Below are 24,047 nucleotides of genomic sequence, written 5' to 3'. Positions count from 1 at the left end.
TTGTTACGACGGAATGTACTGCCCCCTCTTAAATCATGGGAAAGGGCAGTGACAGGCTTTCCTGCCCATCACTGCCTGAGCAAAACATGTTTACGATGTTACTGTGTATGAAGTTTAGCAATTGCACGCTCTAAACGTGCCATTCCTTCATCTACGTCGGCTTTATCAATCACCAGTGATGGCGTAAAGCGCACCACATTGGTACCCGCGACCAGCACCATCAGGCCTTCTTCACCTGCGGCGAGCAGAATATCGCGAGCCCGGCCCTGCCATTTTTCATTCAGAGCGGCACCTAATAGCAGACCTTTACCTCGCACCTCCTCAAAGGTTGGGTACTTGGCATTAATTTTCGCCAATGCATCACGGAACCATTGCTCGCGCTCTTTAACGCCAGCCAGTACTTCCGGCTTGGTCACTTCATCAATCACGGCTTCTGCAACGGCACACGCCAATGGGTTACCGCCATAGGTTGAACCATGCGTGCCTACTTTCATGTGTGTCGCGAGCTCTGAGGTAGTCAGCATTGCGCCAATAGGAAAGCCACCACCCAGTGATTTCGCAGTACTCAGAATATCAGGTGTGACACCCAGCCCCTGGTAAGCATAAAAATCACCCGTCCGACCGTTACCGGTTTGAACTTCGTCAAAAATCAGCAGTGCATTGTGTTTATCACACAGCTCACGGACACCCTGAATAAATTCAGATGTCGGGGAGATAATTCCCCCTTCTCCTTGCAACGGCTCCATCATCACCGCACAGGTGTGATCAGACATCAACTCGGCTAAGGCCGCTAAGTCGTTATAAGGGATATGGGAGACAGCCTGTGGTTTAGGACCGAAGCCATCAGAGTAGGCCGCCTGACCACCCACGGTTACCGTAAAGAATGTACGGCCGTGGAATCCCTTCTCGAAGGCAATAATTTCTGATTTCTCAGGGCCAAATTTATCCGCGGCGTAACGACGAGCCAGTTTTAGTGCCGCCTCATTCGCTTCAGCACCAGAGTTCGCAAAGAACACCTTTTCAGCAAAGCTGTGCTCAGTGAGCTTTTTCGCCAGACGTAAAGCAGGTTCGTTAGTCATCACATTGCTGAGGTGCCATAACTTATCGGCTTGCGATTTTAGTGCATTCACCATTGCAGGATGACAATGCCCCAGGCAGCTCACCGCAATACCGCCGGCAAAGTCAATGTATTCGCGATCATCCTGATCCCAAATACGTGCCCCTTGTCCCCTCACCGGAATAATCTGCATCGGGGAATAACAAGGTACCATTACTTCATCAAATAACTTACGTTCTACTTTTTGATCCGTTGCCATCACATTATCCTTCTGTGCACGCCGTCTTAAGCATAGTATTTACATTTTATTAACCAATTCCAATAGCAGAATATTTTTTTTGTCTGACAAAGAAATTGTTCACACCCAGTTTATGTACATATTTATGCGGGATAAAGGAAAAGTTATTAAGTGGCAATTGGATAAAGCTGTTTTTCCATCTAGGAAACAATGCGTGCTGTAAAATAGGCTAGTGAATAAGATTGCTCGCAGTATTCAGTAAAGAAAGATAATGAAATGTTAAGAACAGTGATGGAGATCGCGATTGTGAGGCAACTAAAAAGCAGAAAAGTAGCAGTTTTCTGCCTAAATCAAGTCATTTTACGCTGAAGAAAGTTCGCTAATAACTGATGACCCTGCTCGGTCAGAATGCTTTCCGGATGAAATTGCACCCCTTCAATCGGCAATACTTTATGGGCAATTCCCATGATCTCATCAAACTGGCCGTCTTTTTCCGTCCAGGCCGTCACATCGAAACAATCCGGCAGGGTATCGGCTTTCACTACCAGAGAGTGATAGCGAGTGACCGTCAACGGGTTATTGAGCGTGTGGAAGAGACTGCGGTCGGTATGGATCACCGGTGATGTCTTACCATGCATAACCTGACGGGCACGTACCACTTCGGCTCCGAAGACCTGAGCAATAGCCTGATGGCCTAAACAGACCCCGAGAATAGGTAGCCGGCCCGCAAAATGTTCAATCGCCTGCAGCGAAATACCCGCATCATCAGGGGTACAAGGCCCGGGGGAGATCACCAGGTGAGTCAGATTGAGCGCAGCAATACCGGCAATATCGATTTCATCATTACGCACCACTTCCACCTTCGCACCTAACTCGCAAAAGTATTGGTACAGGTTATAGGTAAAAGAGTCGTAGTTGTCGATAATTAGCAGCATTGATACTTCAGCTCCCGGGTGATTTGGCGGTCTATTTTGCTATAGGAAATAAGAAAGGCAAGCAGAAACATCGACAGTGCTGTCATTTACCAGACAACAAAGCTAAAAAAAGGCCAGCATATGCTGGCCTTAATGGTTAACAGATAAACTAAAGCGGATTACGTGCGACGGCGACGTGTCCAGCCCAGACCTGCCAGTGCCAGCAGCGCACCGAAGCCAAAGGAACCGCCTGAAGAACCACCTTCAGCAGGTGCTGTCGTTGGTTTTGGTTCTGGTGTTGGCGTTGGTTCTGGTGTTGATGTTGATGAAGACGCCGCTTTTTCAACAATAATCGTAGCAGTGCCTAAATCAACCGGCGTCTGCTCATACGCGGCATTAGGATACCCCTCATACAGCGCCAGCTTGGCCTGATAATTACCGGATGCCAATTCTGCTGGTAAAGCAATATCTGCACTGCCGCTGTTAGCTTCAGCCTGAGTCACCTGGTGGGTAACCTTCGTCGTCTCAGCTTGCTCAGAAGCTTCTGCACCGAATGACATCAGCTTGGCAGCAGGTGCTACATCCAATGTAACCACAATATACTTACCTGCATCGTCGCTTGATACGGCTACAGGTAAGGTTGCAGATTCACCGTCACGAGCAGGTTTGACCTTAACGCCTTCGGCAACCCCTTTATAGTTAAGGGTCACAATCACCGGATCATGATCGGAAGCAGAGAATGGATTTTCTGATTTCGTTAAATCACCGGTAAAACCGCTACCGTATTCAAACATATTGCTTTCCAGCGAGTTGATGTGCCAGTCAGTAATACCAAGGCGTTTACCTGCTACAGATGCATTGCCAAGCACATGGTCAAGGCTGCCCAGCTCACCTTCATAGGTATATGAGAAAGCATCAAGTTCACTCAGGTTAACCAGGCCTGCACCTTCTGTCAGTACCCGGCTTTCAGCATCATGCTCTTTACCATCCAAGGTAGTAGCAGCCGCAGTCTTCACCTTATTCGTACGCTCAGCCGGGATCGTGGTCAAAGCAAGAACCGGATCTTCCATGCCGTAGGAGTTCAGATCACCGATAACCAGTACATCGCCTTTTAGCTGGCTGACAGCCTGGCCAACCACTTCTGCAGCTGAAACCCTGAATTCAGTACAGTTACCCTGCAGGTCGTCCGTTGCACCTACGTCTTCAATACAGCCCGAACCTTTTGACTTAAAGTGGTTAACAACCACATGCAACGGCTCTTCCTGCCCCGGAACATTAAAGCCCTGAAGCAGACTATGACGCTGATACTTATTGAAGTCACTGTCATCAGATGCTTTGCCGTGCTGCTCTGGGGTGACGATAACCTGAGCATCGCCGGCTAATGATACGCTGGCAGGACGATAGAACATGCCAACCATAATCGCATCAGTACCGAAATACTTCTGACCTTCAAAATCGGCACCTTCTTTCACGTATTTCTGGCCATCGGCATTAGAAATTTCAACATACGTATAGAAATCAGCAGGATCAGAGAACTCCGCGTTCAGAGCATCAACCAGGTTTTTGATGGCACTGCCGTCACCAAAGCCATTGTTTTCCATCTCCATGATCCCGATGATATCGGCATCCATCGCTTTCATCGCATTGACAATTTTGGCGCGTTGAAGCGGGAATTCCTCGGCATCTCTGGAACCACGGTTACACCCTTTATACTTATCTGCATCAGCCTGATCTGCACAGCTCGCATTAAGCGGACCGCCGATCTCACTGAAACTGGTAAAGAAGTTAAGTACATTAAAGCTGGCAACTTTGATCCCGGACACATCCTCTAATGCCGGTGCATCGATTCGCTCGTGAGCAACAGCATCATCACGGACAAAGTCTGCTTTTGTTAGCTGGTTGGTCGCTACCAGACGATATTCACCATAGGAGTAGCTGATAACACCCTCAAGGTTTTCAACCCGATCACCGATCCGGATATAACCGTCTTCAGGGTTAAAGTCGGCGAAGTAAGGAACCTCACCAGCCGAGGCTTTTTCCTCTGATTCAACAACGATGCGGTTCGATTTGTTTTTTCCTTGTTCTGCAACAGCTTTGGCTGATTCAGCCGCATAAAGCTGGGTTGGCTTAACATTCGGGGTCTTATGGGACAACACCATGTTATTGCGACGACTATCGTAGTCATAGCTGAAGCTTCGGGTGACACGAAGATCTGAATCCGTATCCAGTTCGACCAACATGCCTTCATGACGCTCTAGAGTGAAGTCGAAATTTTCATCTGTTTCAAGGGAACTAATAACTGTTGCAGCAATGCTAGACGTGGTACCAGTTTGAGTCACTATTGGCGAAATGAGCTTTGTCCAGCCATGATCTTCTTCGACTTTCGCAACGACATCGACAACTTGCCCTACAACTAACCCTTCAACGGAACTCTGAACAAAGATACCGTCAGAAGTCTTCGGATCCTCATCACCGGCTTCATGCTGAATAAAGAAACCAACAGGTACATCCTTTCCTAATGCTTTAGTCTGAATCGCAGTGACGACACCAGTGACTTTATAAAAACTAGTGGATTCATATTCATATTTTGTAAAATCAATACCATCAGCTTTACTGCTCCAGCCATCACCCTGAAGTTCCATGATAGTTGCATCAATTACATCTTCTGGTGCCGGTGGTGTCGGTGTCGGTTCTTCGCCAGAACAAAATGCTTCATTCGTGCATACTAATCCGTCGAATGTATCTTCGTCATGACCAGCAAAGTATACAGAAGGGTCGAATGGTCCCGATGCATCATCTCGTGGAGTTAAATTTGTACGACGGAGTGTTTTATTCTGTGTGGCCGTATTCCCCTCGCCCCATAATGTTCCAGGATCAGTTCCGAGTTGACCGAAGCTATCAACAATGTCAGCACCCTTTTTAATGATAAGAGCATCATCACCATTGAAGTTTGTTACATCACTGACAATTCCTTTTGCTTTCAGCTCATCTGATGATCTTGAATTAACAAGAACGATACTCTCATTTTTTTTAAGTATCCCGTAAAGTTCTAATACTTTATCAGGTTCAGATTTCCCATTAGTGGCTAAACCAATAACATAGCCAGCTTCTTGTAAATTAACTTCATCTGAACCCGTATTTGTTATTTCAATCGCTTTGTTATAACTAGAACCTTCAACGTATTCTGTAATTAAAATCTCTGCCTGGGCACTCATAGAAATTGCTGAACGACCGCCAGCGCCACTGCTGTACGTGATAAATGTCTCATTCTCAAACCTCTTAGCTTCACTGCTATACATTATTATTTGATTTGAGTCTGATTCTGTACATTTATGTAAAGCCATCCAGTCATTCACGAGACAAATGTGACATGAAACAGAGCTAATACTCTAATAATTGATGTGGCGCTCATAAAACAGGCTTTTTTTCAACAGGATGGGTAAATAATGAGTGCAGCGTTCGGTATTGCCTGAATTAACAGCACAAAAAAGCCGACAAAATGCCGGCTTTGGGGGATTAAAGAGGGTTTCTGATATTACGGACGGGGAACGAAACCTACCGCCTCGTACACTTTTTTCAGGACAACAGATGCGCGCGCTGACGCTTTCTCAGCACCAGCACTCATCACCTGATCTAAGAATGCACGATCCTCCCGGTACTCTTTGTATCGCACCTGCAGAGGCTCAACCATCGCCACAACGGCTTCTGCCGTATCTTTCTTCAGATGGCCGTACATCTTGTCTGTGTATTCTGCCTCGATCTGATCCAGGCTCTTACCCGTCACACCCGACATAATACCCATCAGGTTAGACACACCCGGCTTGTTAGCGATATCAAAAACGATACGCGCGGGATCTTCAGAATCGGTAACCGCACGTTTGATTTTCTTGGTGATCGCTTTCGGATCTTCAAGCAGGCCGATAACATTATTGCGGTTATCGTCTGACTTGGACATTTTCTTCAGCGGATCTTGCAGGCTCATTACACGCGCACCAACCGGTGGAATATACGGTTCCGGAACCACAAACGTGTCGCCGTACAGGTTGTTAAAACGGTTCGCAATGTCACGAGCAAGCTCTAGGTGCTGCTTCTGATCGTGGCCCACAGGCACCTGGTTTGCGCCGTAAAGCAGAATATCTCCCGCCATTAGTACCGGATAGCTAAACAGCCCGCAATTGATATTATCGGCATTACGCTGCGATTTATCTTTAAACTGAGTCATACGACTAAGCTCACCCATCTGGGTATAACAGCTTAGAATCCAGCCAAGCTGAGCATGCTCAGGCACATGGGACTGTACGAACAGTGTGCTCTTTTCCGGGGTAACGCCTACTGCAAGGCAAAGCGCCAATGCATCCAGTGTTGCTTCATAAAGCGCGGCCGGATCCTGACGTACTGTGATGGCATGAAGGTCAACCACACAGTATTGGCAATCGTAGTCATCCTGCATCTGTTCCCACTGACGCAGCGCACCCATGTAGTTACCAATACTCAATTCGCCGGAAGGCTGCACGCCACTTAAAACAATGGGTTTACTCATGATGGGATTTTCCTATCTAACCTGACTAAGCCGCGGCCCTATCGCCGCTGACAGATATATCAAAAAAAAGGCTCGTTTCTAGAATCTAGATTCTAACCACTTCGGTCAACTGACTAAAGTGATCTAACACAATATCTGGATCACTGGCACTAATTGGCTGGCCATAATTGTAACCATATGTGAGACCTACAACATAACATGTTGCTGCTTTAGCCGCCAAAATATCATTGCGGGAGTCGCCGACCATCAGCATCTCGGAGGCTGCCAGCTGATGTTTTTCCATCAACCAGTGCAACGCATAAGGATCCGGCTTTTTCAGCGAGAAGGTATCGCCACCGATAACATCAGCAAAATAATCACTGATACCGTGTTGTTCCAACAGGTGAGGAACAAACTGAGCAGGCTTGTTAGTGACAATCGCCATGGGGATCTTAGCTTGGTGGAAAGCCGACAATGTCTCTTTCACACCGTGGTACAGGGTACTTTTCTGGTGACCGCCCTCGTCATAGAAGCGGTCAAATAAAGTCCGGGCTTCTTGATGCAAGGCTGGATCAAGATCAGGGGCAACCTCAAGGCTCTGACTTAACGCCCGGCCAATCAGAATATCGGCACCGTTACCGATCCAGAGGGTAACCTGCTCAACCGAGACTCCGGGACGGCCTAACGCTTGCATGGCTTGATCTGCCGCATCCGCCAGATCGGGAACGCTGTCGAGCAGCGTTCCGTCCAGATCAAAAGCAATAAATTTTATGCCTTCAAACGGTTTCATTATCACTCAACCTTAGCCAGCTCTTCACGCATTGCATCGATCGCAGCTTTATAATCCGGCTGATTGAAAATGGCAGAGCCAGCGACAAACATATCTGCGCCCGCTTCTGCTATTTCGCGAATATTATCCACTTTCACACCGCCATCAATTTCCAGACGAATATTACGGCCTGATTCATCAATGCGCTTACGTACTTCACGTAATTTATCCAGCGTGTTCGGAATAAAAGACTGACCACCAAAACCAGGATTCACTGACATCAGCAGGATCATGTCAACTTTATCCATGATGTAATCAAGAGAATGAAGTGGCGTTGCAGGGTTTAATACCACCCCTGCCTGACAGCCGTGTTCTTTAATTAGCTGCAGGGTACGATCCAGATGTTCAGTGGCCTCAGCATGGAAGGTGATCATCGTTGCGCCAGCCTTAGCAAAATCCGGAATAATTCGGTCAACCGGTTTTACCATCAGGTGCACATCGATCGGGGCTGTAATGCCATAATCACGCAATGCTTTACAGATTGGCGCACCAAAAGTCAGGTTTGGTACATAGTGATTATCCATCACATCAAAGTGCACCACATCAGCGCCTGCAGCCAATACTTTCTCAACATCTTCACCAAGACGTGCTAAATCTGCAGACAAGATAGATGGTGCAATCAAAAAATCCTTCATGTTCAGCCTCTATACGATACCAATGGTCACGGTTAAAATCGCCGCAATTCTACCCGATCCGGTTAACAATGTCTTAATGGATATACCCAAACGACTTGTGAGTCAGCATTAAGGGATGGTTTAGGTATAAGCTAAAAAGACAAGAACGAAATATGGGCAAGGGAGAGAAGAATGCCGGAACAGGATGAAAATTCACGGCCACAGAAAGGAAAAATAAGAAATGTGGCACTTAGCGTGGCTGCGGCCTTATTTGGCGTGCAGTCAGATAGCAACCGCCAGCAGGACTTTAATCAGCAAAGCCCCTGGCCGTTTATTATTGGCGGTATCATCGCCATTGTGGTTTTTGTCGCGTTGTTAATCACGGTTACCCTATCGGTCACCGCAATCCATTAATCGTTGTGCTGACTGTCTGACGCTTTGAAGAGTGCCAGTAGCTCATCAACCTTATTACGCCCCGCACCATTGCGACTGATCGTTCGCTTTACCTTCACAACCGACAATTCGGCACCATGATATAAACGTCGGGTCAGGGTGGTATCATGATTTGAAATCAATACCGGAATATCGCGCTCTGTTGCCGCTTTTTCTGCCGTATCAGCCAGTGCTGCCTGATCATCCAGACTGAAGCCATTACCCGCATACGACGTAAAATTAGCGGTCGTCGACAGTGGCGCATAAGGTGGATCGCAGTAAATCACACAACCTTTGCGCGCTCGCGAAAATGTCTGATGGTAACCTTCACAAACAAAAGTGGCGCGTTTCGCTTTCTCGGCGAAATAGTACATCTCATCTTCAGGGAAATAAGGCTTTTTGTAGGAACCAAACGGCACATTGAAGCCGCCTTTTTTGTTATAACGGCATAAACCATTAAAGCCATGGCGATTCATATAGAGAAAATACAGCGAGCGCTGATAGGGGTCTTGTGTTTTATTGAATTCTTCACGGATCTTTAAATACGCTTCTTTCTGATTATATTCAGGGGTAAAAAGTTTTCGTACATCTTCAACGTACTTTTCAGGATCCTCTTTGAGGAGATTGTAGAGATTGATCAGATCCGGATTAATATCAGCCAGTAGATACTGTTCAAAGTCAGTATTCAGAAACACCGATCCGGCCCCGACAAAAGGCTCAACTAACTTACGCGCGGGGGGCAGGTGGCGTTGGATTTCCTCGACCAGAGAATACTTACCCCCAGCCCATTTCAGAAATGCACGATGCTTTTTCATTCAGCTAAACCTACCACCAATACCAAGACCCCTCGAAAGGTGGCGGATTGTACCTCATTTATCACGTTGTCTGATACCAATTACCGGAAATATCTACCACCAAACCGCAAGGATATTAAGATTATTTTACCCGATCAATTTCGCGATGAATTTGCGCATAAGATTTAACCCAAGGCTGCACGGCCTGAACGCCTCCGGGCAATTGGGTTTCAGCCCTGCGTGCGGTCACGATATCCTGGTAATCTCCGATGATCACAATAAACCACGGCTCACCATTACGGCGAGTTTCATACATTTTGGCTATTTCGCTGATTTCATGTTCCGTGACAAACTTTTTTGCCGCCGATAACGACTTCAATGCCGCCAACTGCAGCGTATAGTGGCGACTGTCGATCGCTTTTAGTTCGCTGCCAAGCACACTTACCTGCTTAGCTTCTACAGACGTAGCTTCAGGTTCGGTTGTTGAAACCACTGCTGGCTCTGCCGTTTTCACCAGAGTGTCAGTTAACGTAGTCATTGCGGTTTCATTCGGTAGTTCTTGTTGAGCAATGGCTTGCTCTCCGCTACCGCCGAGCGCTTGTTCCGATATCATGGCATCAACAACCTGTGATGGTACCACCACACGTTTGTTATCATCATTTCGTCCGACTGTTAGCCCTTCAAGGGACAGTTCAGGAGGCAAGACATGAGAATCATCGTTGATCTCATCTTGTGGTGTTACAGACTTAACGGTCGCCGGATCGCGTTGATCGGCTTCAACCTGCTCGGTTTCATCAAAACGGCCGGTTTTGACGCTCGCTGATGGTTCTTCTACCGCTGGCACATTGTCCGTTTGAACTGCTGTTGTCGTACCGTCATCGGCTGGGAACAGCCAAAAAACGAGCACCGCGCCGACGACCGCAAGCAGTACAACAAATAATGCGGCAGGTGAAAGAATACGCGATGACGAGTTGGTCATATCTTTACTCTCTGTATGATCTAATTGCATTAAAGCACCCGGGCGAGCAGCCGTTGTTGCGGCCTTTTCTTTGAGTGCACGTCTTCCATTTGCATCCAGCTGATCGCCAGAGAGCATAACTTCGACAAAGCTTTGTGTTTCTTGTTCAGTTAAATCAGAAATTTCTAATTCAAGCGGCACTTGCCCCTGACCATGAGAGACCTGGTCTAAATACTTATTGAGCCGCCCGGGCTGGCTCAACAGCAATATATTGATCTGCCACAGCGGTTCATTTTGCGCTTTCAGCACTAAGGCCCATAACTCGGCGATCATGGTAGGGCTCAATAACTGAGCGTCATCAATCACCAGCAATACATTGCACCGATTGCCTTCCAGCATGCGTTCAAGGCTTTGCACCAGGGGATCCTGATCGTTGAACAATGGCTTGGCCACTAGCTGTTTAAGTAAAATTGAACGGTGCTGGCTATCTGTCTGGGTCGGATAACACGTCAACAGTGCCTGATTAGAGTCGGGGGCCCAATGCTCCAGATAGCGCTGTGCCAACCAGGTTTTTCCGGCACCGTCACCACCTGTGACTTGAATAAGATTAGAACTAAAACGGGTTAAGAATTGAATTCGGGAAAGCAATTGGATCTGGCTATCCAGATCCAATGTTCTTGCATTACTGTCGCTTGTCATTACCGTTACAACTTAAGCATCAATTACACGACGCAGAACGTCGTGTGGTACGTCAGATACCACCTCAGCTGTACCAATTGATGTTGGCAATACCAGCCTCAATTGCCCTGACAGCACTTTTTTATCCCGCATCATATGCTTGATAAAACTGTCAAAGCTCATCGAGTCCGGCGCATGAACAGGCAGCTGTGCACGTTCATGCAGGCGGATAATACGGGTCACATCATCTTGGTTCAGCAACCCCTGCTCGCAAGCAGTTTGTGCGGCTAACACGGTACCGGCCGACACGGCCTCACCATGCAGCCACTGACCATAGCCCATTTCCGCTTCAATCGCGTGACCGAACGTATGACCTAAATTGAGTAAAGCGCGAACGCCAGACTCTTTTTCATCGGCGGCAACGACATCGGCCTTGATCTGACAACAACGACCAATGGCATAACACAGTGCATCGTTATCCAATGCCTGTAGTTTTTCAATGTTCTGCTCTAACCAGACAAAAAAGTCATAATCGGCAATAATGCCGTATTTAATGACTTCAGCCATACCTGCCGCAAATTCGCGCGAGGGTAAGGTTTGCAGGCAATAATTATCAATCACTACCGCTTTAGGTTGATAAAAAGCCCCAACCATATTTTTGCCCAGCGGATGATTCACGGCAGTTTTACCACCAACCGATGAATCGACCTGAGACAATAATGTGGTCGGTACCTGAATAAAATCTACCCCTCGCTGATAACTGGCCGCAGCAAAACCGACCACATCACCAATCACCCCTCCACCTAGCGCTACAATCACCACATCACGACCATAATTACCTTCCAGTAAGAAAGTCATGATTTGATTAAACGTATCTAACGTTTTGTATTGCTCGCCATCGGGTAACTCCAGCAGCGCAACCTTACACTCTAATGAGCGGATGGTTGTCATCACCTGTTCAGCATAAAGCGGGGCGACTGTCTCGTTACTAACCACGACGACACGTCGACCTGCACTGATGGCAGGCGAAAACAACGCCGGGTTATTAAATAACTCGGCGCCGATAGAGATAGGGTAGCTTCTGTCACCTAAATTGACGTTGATCCGTTCCATGGTCAGCTTCTCTTGTGTTATTAACGCTCTTCAATCATTTTGATGATTTGGTTCGCGACCACTTTCGCACTTTGATCATCAGTACGAACAACGTAGTCAGCTACCTCTTCATACATCGGATTGCGCTCCTCCGCAAGTGCCTCCAGCACTTCGCGTGGTTTATCAGTCTGCAGCAGTGGGCGCTTTTTATCACGTTGTGTACGTGCTAACTGTTTTTCAATGGTAGTTTCCAGATAAACCACCACACCACGTGCAGATAAGCGATTACGGTTCTCTTTACTTGCTACAGAGCCACCGCCTGTCGCTAACACAATACCTTGCTCTTGTGTCAGATCATCAATGACACCTTCTTCGCGAACGCGGAAACCAGCTTCGCCTTCAACATCGAAGACCCAACTAATATCAGCACCCGTACGGTCTTCAATGACGGTATCAGAGTCAAAGAATTCCATATGCAGTTGCTGTGCAAGATGTCTACCAATAGTACTTTTGCCGGCACCCATTGGGCCGACTAGGAAAATATTTCGTTTTTCAGCCATTTTTAGCAATTTTACGCGCGGTTAAGAAAACGACACCGCCCGCAGGCTATGAATAATAAGCCCGAGGCGCCAACTTCCTCACATATAATTCGTGATAAGACCGAAAATTATCTCAGGACTCACTGCCTCTTGGCAAGAGCTAGAAGCATTCTTAAGTAAAGATTACTGAAAAATGATCGTTGGAGTGACAAAAATCAACAACTCACGCTTACCCATTTCTTCCAAACTATGGCGGAAAAGGCCCCCTAAAACCGGTAAATCACCTAATAACGGTACTTTTTCGACGGAATTATTAATTTGCTGTTCATAGATCCCGCCAAGTACAACCGTCTCACCATTTTCAACCAATATCTGGGTCCCGATACGCTGAGTATTGATCGCGACGGCCTCTCCGGTGCCGGTACTGATTGTTGCACCGGGCTTATCCTGGGTTACCACCAGATCAAGAACCAGCTTATTATCCGGTGTTATTTGCGGGGTGACCATTAAGCTCAGCACGGCCTTTTTGAACGCAACAGAGACCGCGCCACTGGATGCTGCCTCCAAATAAGGAATTTCAGTTCCCTGTTCGATATAGGCGGTTTGCTTGTTGGTCGTAATTAAACGCGGACTGGAAATAATTTCAGCTTTAGATTCAGCCTGCAGCGCTGACAACTCTAAATCGAGCAAGATATCGCCAATTTTGGCCACCTGAAAAGCAATACTCGATGCACCGGTTTTCACCGCCGCTAGATTAACATTAAGAAAGTCATCTACGGTTGAGTCACCCTCCAATAATCCGACGGAATCAAGATTATGTTCGACAGAGCCTCCGATCGTGAAGTCACCATTTCTGTTCGAGAGCCCCCAGCGAACACCAATCTCATCAACATCTCCTTCATCCACCGTCACAATACGTGCTTCAATCTGTACCTGTTTCACCGGTCTATCCAATGCGACAATAATCTCTTTGAGACTGTCAACGCTGTCATTAATATCCTTAATAATAAGTGAGTTGGTTCGTGCATCCACATGCAAAGAACCACGAGGTGACAACATGCTGATACCATCTTCAGTACCTTGCAATAAGTTGGCTAAATCCATGGCTTTGGCATAATTCACCTGGATCAGCTCAGAGCGCAGTGACGCCAACTCTTCTTCTTTGCGCTTTGCCTCCAGGGCTTTCTGTTCATTCTGTGCCAGCTCCGCCTTTGGCGCGATCAGTACCACAGAGCCCTGAACTCGCTTATCCAGCCCTTTGGCCTGCAGAATAATATCCAGCACTTGTGGCCACGGCACATCGTCCAGGCGCAGTGTCACATTACCTTGTACGGTATCAGAGACGACCAGGTTAAAATCATTATATTCGGCGATAAGCTGCAGCACGTTACGTACCGGCACATCTTGGAAGTTAATTGATATTGGCTTGCCTTTATAAGTGAGCTCCTGCTGTTGTGCTTCGTCTTCCTTTTTTTGTTTGGCGCTAACCACAATGTCAAACTTGGTATCCTTCAAGGTGTAATCATAATGAAACGTCTTCGTCATATTGAGGACCAACTTGACACCTTTACCCGTCCGGAAGGTCTCAATTGAACTCACTGCCGTGGCAAAATCGGTCACATCCAGCACATAAAGCATCTCATCACCAATGGTGGTATCAACTATTTCAACATGCAATTGACTACCCGATTTACGTATATCCACCAAAGACTGCACCTTTGCCAACTGCACACTTAAGACGCCCCGCCCCTCACTGTCGCGCTTAAAATCAATCTTGGCGACCTGATTATCAACTTTGCTGGCTGCGGCAACGGTTAATGCCATAGGAGCGATACACAAACAGAGAACAAACAGGCGTACAATTTTTGCTTGCATAACTGCCAGAATATTTATTTTCATCACTTTTCGGTCTCTTCCTATCTTACGGCTGAGTCAGAGTCAGCTTCATTGGCCTTTTCAGCCAACAACCAGCGCCATCGGACAACGTTTCTTCAATCTCAATACTGCTGGCGTTAACACGCTGGACCTTGCCATGGTTTAAACCGAGATAATGCCCCTCCCGAATTTTCACCAACAGACCATCCGGGGTATAAATTAATGCCCAAAGCAGGCTGTCATCGCCAAGCACGCCTTTCATCGTCAGTTTGCCGAGCGGATAGTTTTCCAGTGGCGTTCGGGGTCGTTCTAAGTCCGGCTGCCAGCAGTCTTTATTACTGCCCTCTTCGCGACCCTGCCGCTCAGGGCGAGGACGAACAAAGGGGATCCGCCGACTGGTCATCACAAATTCGTCGGCAACAAACTCAAACGGGTCGGGTAGCGGCTCAACGTTAGATTTCACCTTGATATGCGCTTGTGAAATAAACGCCTGAATCGGGTCTTCATTGGCTTGGCATCCCAATAGCAATAACGTCAGCGATACAATAAGCCACAATTTCTTCATAGTGATTCCTGAAAATTACTCGGAGGCTTTAAAGCGATAGGTACTGGCAGATACTGTCAGCGACAACGCCTCTTGCTGTCCTTTTTGTTCGACCACTTTTAAATCAAAGTCTTTGAGCGTGACAATACGGGGCAACTTCGCAATCGATGCCGCAAACTGACCGATCTGCTCATAACTGCCGGTTAATTGCATATTCAGCGGCAGCTCGTAATACCAGCGCCGTTCAATGCGCGGCGCCCATTGAATACGCTGAAACTCCAGCCCATTTCTGATCCCGATGTCATTAATGCCCGATAGTAAGCTCGCCAGCTCTTTTTCTACCGGCAGTTGATTGATCACCATGTGATAACGCCGCTCTAACTCCTCAATCTGCTTTTTTACTGTCGGCAACGCAGCAACCTGGGTGACTCGATTAGTAAACCTGGCCCGTAATTCCACCTCTTGCTGCTTAAGGGTTACCAGTTCATTTTGCAACGGAGTCAGCCAGTACCAGTAACCAGCAGCGGCAACAATAAGTGCCAGAAATAGCACGACAACCAACTGAGGAATGATCGGCCAGTCCGTGATTTCATCTAAATCTAAATCATGCCAGTCACTCACCGTTTCGCTCCTTACTAGTGCTTCGTTTCAGGTTACTATTGCGCACAGCCCGACCCTCATCCGTGGTCCTGACCATAGTAAAAGACGCTTTGAAGCGAGTAAGTTCCTCTGCATTCTTCCCTTTGGTTGCGATAATCGAATGCATCGCCACATTTTCAAGCCAGGCTGAATTCTCTGCATTCGACAACAGCGATGCTAACCGGCCATTCGACTCGCCAACACCATTGAGCGATACATTTCCCGCTTTTAACGTTAAATCTTCCAGATAAACACCAGGTGGTATTAATGCCGGTAACATACTGAAAAGTTGAGTCACCCGATTACGCTCTTGCTGAATATTGGCAATCACTCGCAAACGCTTGTTTAGCGCATCACGCTGTTTATCCAGCTCGGGTAAAAATGCCCGTCGCCGCTCCAAAACAGCGATCTCTTGTTGTAACTGTTGATTTCGTGACTGCTGTAATGACTTTTGCTGAACGATATAGCTGGCTGCCAGCCAATGACTCGCCACAACGATAGCCACAGCTATCACGAGCATGCCGACAAAACGTTGCTTATGTTTTTTCCGTTTTTCTTCACGCCACGGCAGCAGGTTTAATTTATCGATCATTCGGCAAGTCCACGAAGTGCTAATCCCGCCGCAACAGCATACTGGCTGTACCTTCCCGTAGACATAACATCAAGTTTTTGACTGTTCGGGAAGCAACTCAACGGGTTCATCCATACCGCCTCAATACCCAGCCAGCGGCTGAGTAATTCATCAGAGACCACATCCTGGCTCCCACCACACAGCCAAAGGCCTTTCAACGCTGTTCTCGGGTGGGTGGAGTTATACAACTGAAATTGTCTTTTCAGGTGATTGGCCAGTTGCTTAGTGAAGTTTTCCATCACATCAGACGGTGGTGACGGTTCTTTTGGCAATGAAAGCATCTGCCTATTGTCACCGCCCTCGCCCCTTGCATCCGGGATCTGGCTGGTACCAAACGCTATTTCACGGTGATAAGCCGCCGCTCCAGGGGGTTTAACACTGAACCCTGTCTGGCGCTTACCTACATCGACGACGCACCAATGCTCATCCATTCCTGACATTGCCGTATAGTGGTCAGCCAGCCACAGTAAAGCATGGGTTTGTAACTCCATGACTTTCGGTGTTAAACCTGCTTTTTTAATGGCTGTAATGCGGGTATCGATGGTGTCTTTGCGCGAAGCAAAAACCTGGTACGGCGCCGTTATTGTCGGAGAGGTAAAAGAATCGGAGATCAAAGGAAAAAAATCCATCCAGAGCTCTTCGACCGGAAAGGGTGACGAAGCGCCAAGCGCCTGCGAAACGGCAAACTCTGCCTCTTCGTCACTGAGATTAGTATCGAGCTGAATGACTTTGCTGATCACGGCACTATCGGGTAATGCCAGCGTCACTTTTTTTGCACCAAAAGGGAAACGCTTTTTTAATTTACGAATCACTGACAATAAGGCAGGAGTATTCACGCTATGCTGATCATTAATGATGGCAGTGGTCAGAATAATTTCAGCAAATGCCGATAATTCCAGTTGTTCTTTTTTTTGATTTAACACAACCGCTTTAACGCTGTGGTTGCCAATATCTATCCCAACACTTAATGGGTTACCAAACATACCGTGTTATGCTCCCTGATAACGGAAAAGCAAACTATTTCTAATAAACACCATCCGATGGCATTAATTTAATTTCTGTTATCTTTATACTATTGATTGAAAGATAATGGATAATGACCGGTTGGACGATGGCGTAACGGGAAATCTCAAGTGAAGTTCATAAAGCGATTACTTATACTTGCAATGATTTGCATAATTCTTGGAGTCGGTACAATCTTTGGTTTTTACCTCTATGTAAAACCAGAGCTCCCAGATGTTGCAACATTAAAAAATGTCGAACTGCAAACACCAATGCAGGTGTTTAGTGCTGATGGCCAGCTGATCTCACAATTCGGTGAGAAACGGCGTATCCCATTGGAGCTGAAAGATATTCCACCTCAAATGCTGAACGCATTTATAGCTACCGAAGACAGCCGTTATTACGAACATCCGGGGATTGACCCGATAGGTATTGCCCGTGCAGCATTCGTCGTTGCCACCTCTGGCTCAGCCAAGCAAGGGGCAAGTACAATCACCCAGCAGCTGGCACGTAACTTCTTTCTCTCTAACGAGAAAAAGATCATGCGTAAGATCAAAGAGATCTTTATCGCTATTCACATCGAGCAGCTGCTGAGCAAAGATGAAATTCTGGAACTCTATCTCAATAAGATTTATCTCGGTTATCGTTCTTATGGTGTCGGTGCGGCGGCACAAGTGTATTTTGGCAAAGAGGTCAATCAACTGACGCTCAGCGAAATTGCAATGATTTCCGGCTTACCCAAAGCCCCGTCAACCATGAACCCAATTTACTCACTGGATCGTGCAACAACACGCCGCAATGTCGTCTTGGGCCGGATGTTTTCTGAAGGCTACATTACTCAARACGAACTTAATCAGGCGCGTTCTGAACCCATTACTGCTCGTTACCATGGTGCAGAAATTGAGCTGAATGCCCCGTACTTTGCTGAACGCGCTCGCGCCTGGATGCTTGAACGCTACGGTGAGGAGGCTTATGTTTCCGGCATGCGTATCTACACCACCGTGAATGCATCATTACAAAAATCTGCAGAACGTGCCGCCATCAGCAACCTGCTAAATTATGATCAGCGCCATGGCTACCGTGGTGCCGTGGCGACACTGTGGCAACCCGGCCAGCCAGCATGGGATATCACTGCAATCACCGAGCACCTGGATAAACAGCCTGGCTACGGTGACTTGATTTCAGCCGTTGTCACCAAAGTGAACAGCCAGTCAGCAGAGGTTGTGGTAAAAGGCGGTGAACACGTCATCATCGAATGGGATGGCATGAAGTGGGCACGGAAATTTATCTCTGATACCCGTCAGGGATCCGCACCAAAAGCCGCCACCGAGATCCTGGCAACCGGCCAGCAAATCTGGGTGCAGCAACAAGTTCGCACCGGTGAAGACAATACCGAAAGTCAGACCTGGGTACTGAGCCAGGTACCGGATGCCAATACCGCTTTTGTTGCCGTTTCACCGCAAAACGGCGCTGTCGCGGCCATGGTGGGCGGCTTTAATTTTGTCCATAGTAAGTTTAACCGTGCCACCCAGTCAGTGCGTCAGGTTGGCTCAAGTATCAAGCCCTTTATTTATTCTGCCGCTTTAGATAACGGTATGACGCTGGCGACCTTAATCAATGATGCCCCCGTTAACCGCTGGGATCAGAGTCAGGGAACAGCATGGCGTCCGAAAAACTCACCGCCAACCTATAATGGTCCGACACGTCTGCGTCTGGGCTTGGCCCAATCGAAAAACGTAATGGCCGTTCGCGTATTACGCAGTGTCGGCTTAGATCAGACCATCAGTTACCTGACTCGCTTTGGTTTTAAACGTAAAGACTTGCCTCGCGCCGAAGCCATCGCTCTGGGGGCAGGTAGCTTAACGCCGATAGAAATGGCACAAGGTTTCTCTGTTTTTGCTAACGGTGGTTATTACGTTGAACCTTACTTTATTGAGCGAGTTGAAGATGCCTATGGCAACCTGATCTATCAGGCTAACCCGAACCTTGTTTGCAATAGTGAATGTCAGCAGGAACAGCAACAGGCGGGGGATCCTGTCGCTGCCAGCCGTGCCGTACTGAACGACATTGCCATTAGTGAGCAGGAACTGGGTACCGCAGGCGGTGATCAGGAACTCGATCAGCAGCAGGTTAACTACGCGCCGCAGGTGATTTCAGAACAAAATGCATTCCTGGTGCGTGAGATGATGGAAAGTAATATCTGGGGCGGTGGCGACTGGCGCCATGGTTCCGGCTGGAATGGTACCGGCTGGCGTGGTCAGGTACTGAAGCGCCGTGACATCGGCGGCAAGACCGGTACCACGAACGGCTCGAAAGATGCGTGGTACTCAGGCTTCGGACCGAACATTGTCGCGACGGCCTGGGTCGGCTTTGACAGCCATAGCCGTGAGCTTGGCAAAGCGTCATGGAACAATAACCTGGGTAAAAAGCAGATTTCCGGCGGTGAGGCAGGGGCAAAAACAGCTCAACCAGCATGGGTCGAGTTCATGAAAGCCGCGCTGGAAGATGTTCCGGTTCAACGTAAGCAACTGCCAAATGATATCGTGACGGTGCGTATTGACCGTGAAACCGGCAAGTTATCGAACCGTAACGACTTTAGCTCAATGTTTGAATACTTCACCAAAGGCTCTGAGCCAACCGAGATGGTGACAGAGGGCGGATCAGACAGTGTGTTTGAATCAGATAGCTCTGATGAACTGTTCTGATAACACTTGCTAATCAATACCACAAAAGAGCGCCGAAATGGCGCTCTTTTTGTGTCTATACCCAAAGTCCAAATAGAACCACTATTCGCTCATATGGCTGCCTTGCCTAAAAGCCACTGAATTCTCGCTGAGCACAGCATCTTGAAGTGGTTTGGGTATACTCTCACCCTGCCAGCACCGCAGGTATATGTTCTTTGATCAACGACGCTATTTTTTCATAACGCGCCTGCAACGGTGAGCCTGGCCGATAAGCTAAGGTGATCAACCGGGTCGGTACCGGATCATAAGCCTTAATATAGCTAACACCATCACGACTGTGCGCTTTCGGTGTAGCCAGCTTGGGCAGTAACGTAATGCCACTGCCTGCCGCCACCATGTTACGCAGCGTCTCTAAACTGGTCGCTTTAAACTGGCCATCTTCTTTGGCTCCGGCGGCAAAGCAAAATCCCATCGCCTGATCACGCAAACAGTGGCCATCACCTAACATCAGCAGCGTTTCACCATTGAGGCTTGCCATATCCAGCGACGTTTTCTCTGCCCAGGGGTGAGCATCGGGAACAGCAACAACCATCGGTTCGTCGTAAAGTGGCAACTCAATAAAATGCTCGGTTTCTTTCACCGCCGCCAGAATAAGGCAGTCCAGCTTGCCGGCTTCAAGCTGATGCACCAGCTGATGGGTTTGCGCCTCATGTAAGAACAATTCCAAATGCGGAAATGCCTCTTTGAGGGCTGGGATAATCAACGGCAACAGGTACGGCCCAACCGTGGGAATAAAACCGATATGCAGCGGGCCTGCCATACTTTCCCCTTGCTGGCTCGCCAGCTCGGTCAGTACTTTCACTTCCAGTAACACCTTCTGCGCCTGCGCCACCAGGCTCAGCCCGGCATCGGTAAATAACACCCGGCGGCTGGTACGTTCTAACAGTGAGACCCCTAATTCATCTTCCAGCTTGCGGATCTGCCCGCTCAGCGTCGGCTGACTGACAAAACAGGCTTCTGCCGCCTTTCTGAAATGTTTGTGCTCAGATAAAGCAACCAGATATTCAAGATCACGGATGTTCATGTGGTTTTTCGCCATGTGATAGGAATTAACTATCAAAACAATAACAGCAAACGATTAGAGCTATCAAGCCAGAGATCGCATAATCATCACATCAAAAGGGAGCCCAAGTGAACTAAACAAGGTATAGCTTGGTACGCTCCGATTGAATCAAATAACTATTTAAAATTTAAGGAATACCATTATGTTCGCATCTAAAGAAGGTCAGGCTGTACCCCAAGTTACTTTCCCAACTCGCCAGGGCGACCAATGGGTAAACGTGACAACAGAAGAGTTATTCGCAAACAAAACAGTCGTGGTTTTCAGCCTGCCCGGCGCATTTACCCCGACTTGCTCTTCTAGCCACCTGCCACGTTACAACGAGCTGGCATCAGTATTTTCTGAGCACGGCGTTGATGACATTCTATGTATCTCTGTTAACGACACATTCGTTATGAACGCATGGAAAGCTGATCAGGAAGCGGAAAACATCACATTTATCCCAGATGGCAACGGTGAGTTTTCAGAGGGTATGGGTATGTTAGTCGACAAGAAAGAGATTGGTTTCGGTCCACGTTCATGGCGCTACAGCATGCTGGTTAAAAACGGTGTGGTAGAAAAAATGTTCATCGAAAACGACGAACCGGGCGACCCGTTCAAAGTCTCTGATGCCGACACAATGCTGAACTACGTTGCACCAAACCACAAGATGCAAGAGTCAATCACCGTATTCACCAAGCCTGGTTGTCCGTTCTGTGCAAAAGCAAAACAGAACCTAATCGATAAAGGCCTTCAGTACGAAGAAGTGGTGCTGGGTAAAGATGCAACAACCGTCAGCCTTCGCGCAATCACAGGTCAAAGCACTGTGCCTCAAGTATTCATCGGTGGCAAACACATTGGTGGCAGCGAAGAACTAGCAACATTCTTGGGCTAAGTCGTGCTTTTTAAAACCGAGTAACAACGGTTACTAACCATTAAGAAAAACCAATAAGTAATTGGCGGGACCCTCTCTCATTTGCCCCGCCATTTTTAATTTTGCCCGGAGATACCGAAATGAAAATCCTGAATGTTGATGTCGCTGTTATCGGTGGTGGTACTGCTGGTCTTGGTGCTTATCGCGCTGCAAAAGCACACACTGACAGTGTTGTGATGATTGAAGGTGGCCCGTACGGCACCACTTGCGCCCGCGTTGGTTGCATGCCATCAAAACTCCTTATTGCAGCGGCAGAAAGCGTTCACCAAATCGAAAAGGCGCCGGGTTTCGGTGTTCACCCGCAAGGTGAGATCGTGATCAATGGCCGTGAAGTCATGGCTCGGGTGAAAAGCGAACGTGATCGCTTTGTTGGATTCGTTTTGGAAGGGGTTGACGAGATCCCGGCGGAAGACAAAATTATTGGTTACGCAACATTTGTTGATGACACGACGCTCGTAGTGGATGACCATACCCAAATCACAGCAAAGCGTATTGTTATCGCCACCGGCTCTCGCCCGGCTTATCCTGCAATTTGGAACGAGCTGGGGGATCGCCTGATCATTAACGACAACGTATTTGAGTGGGATGATCTGCCTAACTCGGTGGCGGTATTCGGCCCGGGCGTTATTGGTTTAGAGCTTGGTCAGGCACTGAAACGTCTTGGGGTTGAAGTGGTGATGTTCGGTATCGGTGGCCAGGTTGGCCCGTTGACCGATCCTGAAGTGATGGCGTATGCCGACAAGTCGTTCAATGAAGAGTTCTACCTTGATGCCGATGTGAACGTTGAAAGCATGAAACGCAACGGTGATAAGGTTGATATCATGTATATCGGCAAAGACGGTGAATTAAAGGAAATCACGGTCGATTACGTGCTCGCAACAACCGGTCGTCGTCCTAATGTTGATAAACTGGACATTGAAAAAACCCGCTTAGAGCTAGATGCCCGCGGTGTACCGGTAGCAGATCACTACACCCTGCAAACATCGGTAAGCTCAATCTTTATTGCCGGTGATGCCAGCAACCAAATTCCATTGCTTCACGAAGCGGCCGATCAGGCACGCATCGCCGGGGATAATGCGGGCCGCTTCCCTGAAATTCGCGCCGGGCGGCGTCGCTCAAAAATCTCAGCGGTATTCTCTGATCCGCAAATTGCGATGGTTGGCGAAACATACAAAGAGATCACCACTCGCCTTGGCACCTGTGGATGCTTTGAAACCGGTAATGTCTCGTTTGAAAACCAGGGCCGCTCCCGTGTGATGCTCCGCAATAAAGGGATCCTGAATGTCTATGGCGAACACGGTACCGGCCGCTTCCTCGGTGCTGAAATGATCGGCCCGAATGCCGAGCACCTGGCTCACCTGCTGGCCTGGGCGCACCAGAACCAAATGACGGTGTCTGAAATGCTGGATATGCCGTTCTACCACCCGGTGATTGAAGAAGGTATCCGTACCGCCCTGCGTGACCTGAACGCCAAGCTACACCTGGGTCCGGATATGATCAAACACTGCCTGGACTGCGGCCCGGGTTGTTAATCAATAAAGCGTATTTGTACCGTTAAGCAAATAATACAGCCAAACTTTGCCCTCACCCTATGAGGGCTTTTTCGTTAACGCATATCAGAAAATTTTTACGCTTAATTAAGGTACAATGCGGATGTCATGGGTTGATTTGAGAAAAAACAATGGGATGTAACAACTGCCGCAGTCAGGCTTTCAACCAACAGGCGTTCAAACAAAAGTTAGGCCGTTGTCGTCAGTGCATGTGGCAGTTAACCCTGTTAAGTGGATTAAGCTGGGGCGCGTGGTGGTATTTCTACCGCACCCAACCCGCCATGGTGGAATCTATCACCCTCATCTTTGCTGCCAGCGCATTTTCACTGTTACTTGCGGCCCACCTGCTGGTCGCCTTCATTCGACGCTTGCGTAATACCAATCGGGATAAATAAATCTGATCATTTTTCTTGAGTGATAAAAAA

At 47.9% G+C, this 24,047-nt stretch carries 21 protein-coding genes; 5 read left to right on the top strand and 16 right to left on the bottom strand.

The genetic code is table 11. From position 1 onward, the window contains the following. Nucleotides 1-98 precede the first annotated feature (98 nt). The 6 genes from L4D76_RS20385 to rpe form a co-directional block, all read right to left on the bottom strand. Entirely contained in the window at nucleotides 99-1,316 is a 1,218-nt protein-coding gene (locus tag L4D76_RS20385) for an aspartate aminotransferase family protein (RefSeq protein WP_428442710.1), read from the bottom strand. Nucleotides 1,317-1,645: 329 nt separating this feature from the next. Then, nucleotides 1,646-2,230, bottom strand: a complete 585-nt coding sequence (locus tag L4D76_RS20380) for an aminodeoxychorismate/anthranilate synthase component II (RefSeq protein WP_428442709.1) — start codon at nucleotides 2,228-2,230, stop codon at nucleotides 1,646-1,648. A 158-nt stretch (nucleotides 2,231-2,388) separates the two neighbouring features. Further along, nucleotides 2,389-5,508: an ExeM/NucH family extracellular endonuclease gene (locus L4D76_RS20375; RefSeq protein WP_428442708.1), complete on the bottom strand. Its 3,120-nt coding sequence runs from the start codon at nucleotides 5,506-5,508 to the stop codon at nucleotides 2,389-2,391. Nucleotides 5,509-5,744: 236 nt separating this feature from the next. After that, nucleotides 5,745-6,749, bottom strand: coding sequence for a tryptophan--tRNA ligase (trpS, locus tag L4D76_RS20370; protein WP_428442707.1), 1,005 nt, complete (start codon nucleotides 6,747-6,749; stop codon nucleotides 5,745-5,747). 85 nt (nucleotides 6,750-6,834) lie between these two features. After that, on the bottom strand, nucleotides 6,835-7,518 hold the full coding sequence (locus L4D76_RS20365) for a phosphoglycolate phosphatase (RefSeq protein WP_428442706.1): 684 nt from the start codon (nucleotides 7,516-7,518) through the stop codon (nucleotides 6,835-6,837). A 2-nt stretch (nucleotides 7,519-7,520) separates the two neighbouring features. Next, a complete protein-coding gene (gene rpe, locus L4D76_RS20360) occupies nucleotides 7,521-8,192 on the bottom strand; it encodes a ribulose-phosphate 3-epimerase (RefSeq protein ID WP_428442705.1) in 672 nt (223 codons plus the stop codon). Nucleotides 8,193-8,363: 171 nt separating this feature from the next. Between rpe and L4D76_RS20355 the strand changes: the two genes are divergently transcribed. Then, nucleotides 8,364-8,585, top strand: a complete 222-nt coding sequence (locus L4D76_RS20355; protein WP_428442704.1) for a DUF2970 domain-containing protein — start codon at nucleotides 8,364-8,366, stop codon at nucleotides 8,583-8,585. On the opposite strand, the gene dam is transcribed toward L4D76_RS20355, so the two are convergent. From dam to pilM, 9 genes are all read right to left on the bottom strand, one after another. After that, nucleotides 8,582-9,418, bottom strand: coding sequence for an adenine-specific DNA-methyltransferase (dam, locus tag L4D76_RS20350; RefSeq protein ID WP_428442703.1), 837 nt, complete (start codon nucleotides 9,416-9,418; stop codon nucleotides 8,582-8,584). The two genes, L4D76_RS20355 and dam, sit on opposite strands and share 4 nt — an antisense overlap. A gap of 121 nt (nucleotides 9,419-9,539) precedes the next feature. Then, nucleotides 9,540-11,054, bottom strand: a complete 1,515-nt coding sequence (locus L4D76_RS20345) for an SPOR domain-containing protein (protein ID WP_428442702.1) — start codon at nucleotides 11,052-11,054, stop codon at nucleotides 9,540-9,542. Nucleotides 11,055-11,066: 12 nt separating this feature from the next. Continuing rightward, nucleotides 11,067-12,146, bottom strand: a complete 1,080-nt coding sequence (gene aroB / locus L4D76_RS20340; RefSeq protein WP_428442701.1) for a 3-dehydroquinate synthase — start codon at nucleotides 12,144-12,146, stop codon at nucleotides 11,067-11,069. Nucleotides 12,147-12,166: 20 nt separating this feature from the next. Next, a complete protein-coding gene (gene aroK, locus L4D76_RS20335) occupies nucleotides 12,167-12,685 on the bottom strand; it encodes a shikimate kinase AroK (RefSeq protein ID WP_428442700.1) in 519 nt (172 codons plus the stop codon). Nucleotides 12,686-12,847: 162 nt separating this feature from the next. Beyond that, nucleotides 12,848-14,563, bottom strand: coding sequence for a type IV pilus secretin PilQ (locus L4D76_RS20330; protein WP_428442728.1), 1,716 nt, complete (start codon nucleotides 14,561-14,563; stop codon nucleotides 12,848-12,850). 22 nt (nucleotides 14,564-14,585) lie between these two features. Continuing rightward, nucleotides 14,586-15,104 (bottom strand): pilus assembly protein PilP, encoded by a 519-nt coding sequence (locus tag L4D76_RS20325; RefSeq protein WP_428442699.1) that lies wholly within the window; start codon nucleotides 15,102-15,104, stop codon nucleotides 14,586-14,588. 15 nt (nucleotides 15,105-15,119) lie between these two features. Beyond that, nucleotides 15,120-15,704, bottom strand: a complete 585-nt coding sequence (locus tag L4D76_RS20320; protein ID WP_428442698.1) for a type IV pilus inner membrane component PilO — start codon at nucleotides 15,702-15,704, stop codon at nucleotides 15,120-15,122. Then, a complete protein-coding gene (locus L4D76_RS20315) occupies nucleotides 15,697-16,314 on the bottom strand; it encodes a PilN domain-containing protein (RefSeq protein ID WP_428442697.1) in 618 nt (205 codons plus the stop codon). Before L4D76_RS20315 ends, L4D76_RS20320 begins: the two co-directional genes overlap by 8 nt. Then, nucleotides 16,311-17,336 carry a type IV pilus biogenesis protein PilM gene (gene pilM, locus L4D76_RS20310; RefSeq protein WP_428442696.1) on the bottom strand — a complete coding sequence of 342 codons (1,026 nt, stop codon included), beginning with the start codon at nucleotides 17,334-17,336 and terminating at the stop codon, nucleotides 16,311-16,313. Before pilM ends, L4D76_RS20315 begins: the two co-directional genes overlap by 4 nt. Before the next feature lie 150 nt (nucleotides 17,337-17,486). On the opposite strand from pilM, the gene L4D76_RS20305 reads away from it, so the two are divergent. Continuing rightward, complete coding sequence (locus L4D76_RS20305) at nucleotides 17,487-20,060, top strand: penicillin-binding protein 1A (protein WP_428442695.1); 2,574 nt, start codon at nucleotides 17,487-17,489, stop codon at nucleotides 20,058-20,060. Nucleotides 20,061-20,223: 163 nt separating this feature from the next. On the opposite strand, the gene oxyR is transcribed toward L4D76_RS20305, so the two are convergent. Next, nucleotides 20,224-21,123, bottom strand: coding sequence for a DNA-binding transcriptional regulator OxyR (oxyR, locus tag L4D76_RS20300; protein WP_428442694.1), 900 nt, complete (start codon nucleotides 21,121-21,123; stop codon nucleotides 20,224-20,226). A gap of 181 nt (nucleotides 21,124-21,304) precedes the next feature. On the opposite strand from oxyR, the gene L4D76_RS20295 reads away from it, so the two are divergent. The 3 genes from L4D76_RS20295 (at nucleotide 21,305) to L4D76_RS20285 (ending at nucleotide 24,017) form a co-directional block, all read left to right on the top strand. After that, nucleotides 21,305-22,033: a glutathione peroxidase gene (locus L4D76_RS20295; RefSeq protein ID WP_428442693.1), complete on the top strand. Its 729-nt coding sequence runs from the start codon at nucleotides 21,305-21,307 to the stop codon at nucleotides 22,031-22,033. Between the two features lie 119 nt (nucleotides 22,034-22,152). Continuing rightward, complete coding sequence (locus L4D76_RS20290; RefSeq protein ID WP_428442692.1) at nucleotides 22,153-23,604, top strand: dihydrolipoyl dehydrogenase; 1,452 nt, start codon at nucleotides 22,153-22,155, stop codon at nucleotides 23,602-23,604. Nucleotides 23,605-23,753: 149 nt separating this feature from the next. Further along, nucleotides 23,754-24,017, top strand: coding sequence for a DUF3624 domain-containing protein (locus L4D76_RS20285; protein ID WP_428442691.1), 264 nt, complete (start codon nucleotides 23,754-23,756; stop codon nucleotides 24,015-24,017). Nucleotides 24,018-24,047 lie beyond the last annotated feature (30 nt).

This window comes from Photobacterium sagamiensis (assembly GCF_050337085.1).
Taxonomy (GTDB): domain Bacteria; phylum Pseudomonadota; class Gammaproteobacteria; order Enterobacterales; family Vibrionaceae; genus Photobacterium; species Photobacterium sagamiensis.
Note: the sequence above shows the minus strand (reverse complement) of the source record. Positions and strands in the feature narration are given on the sequence as shown.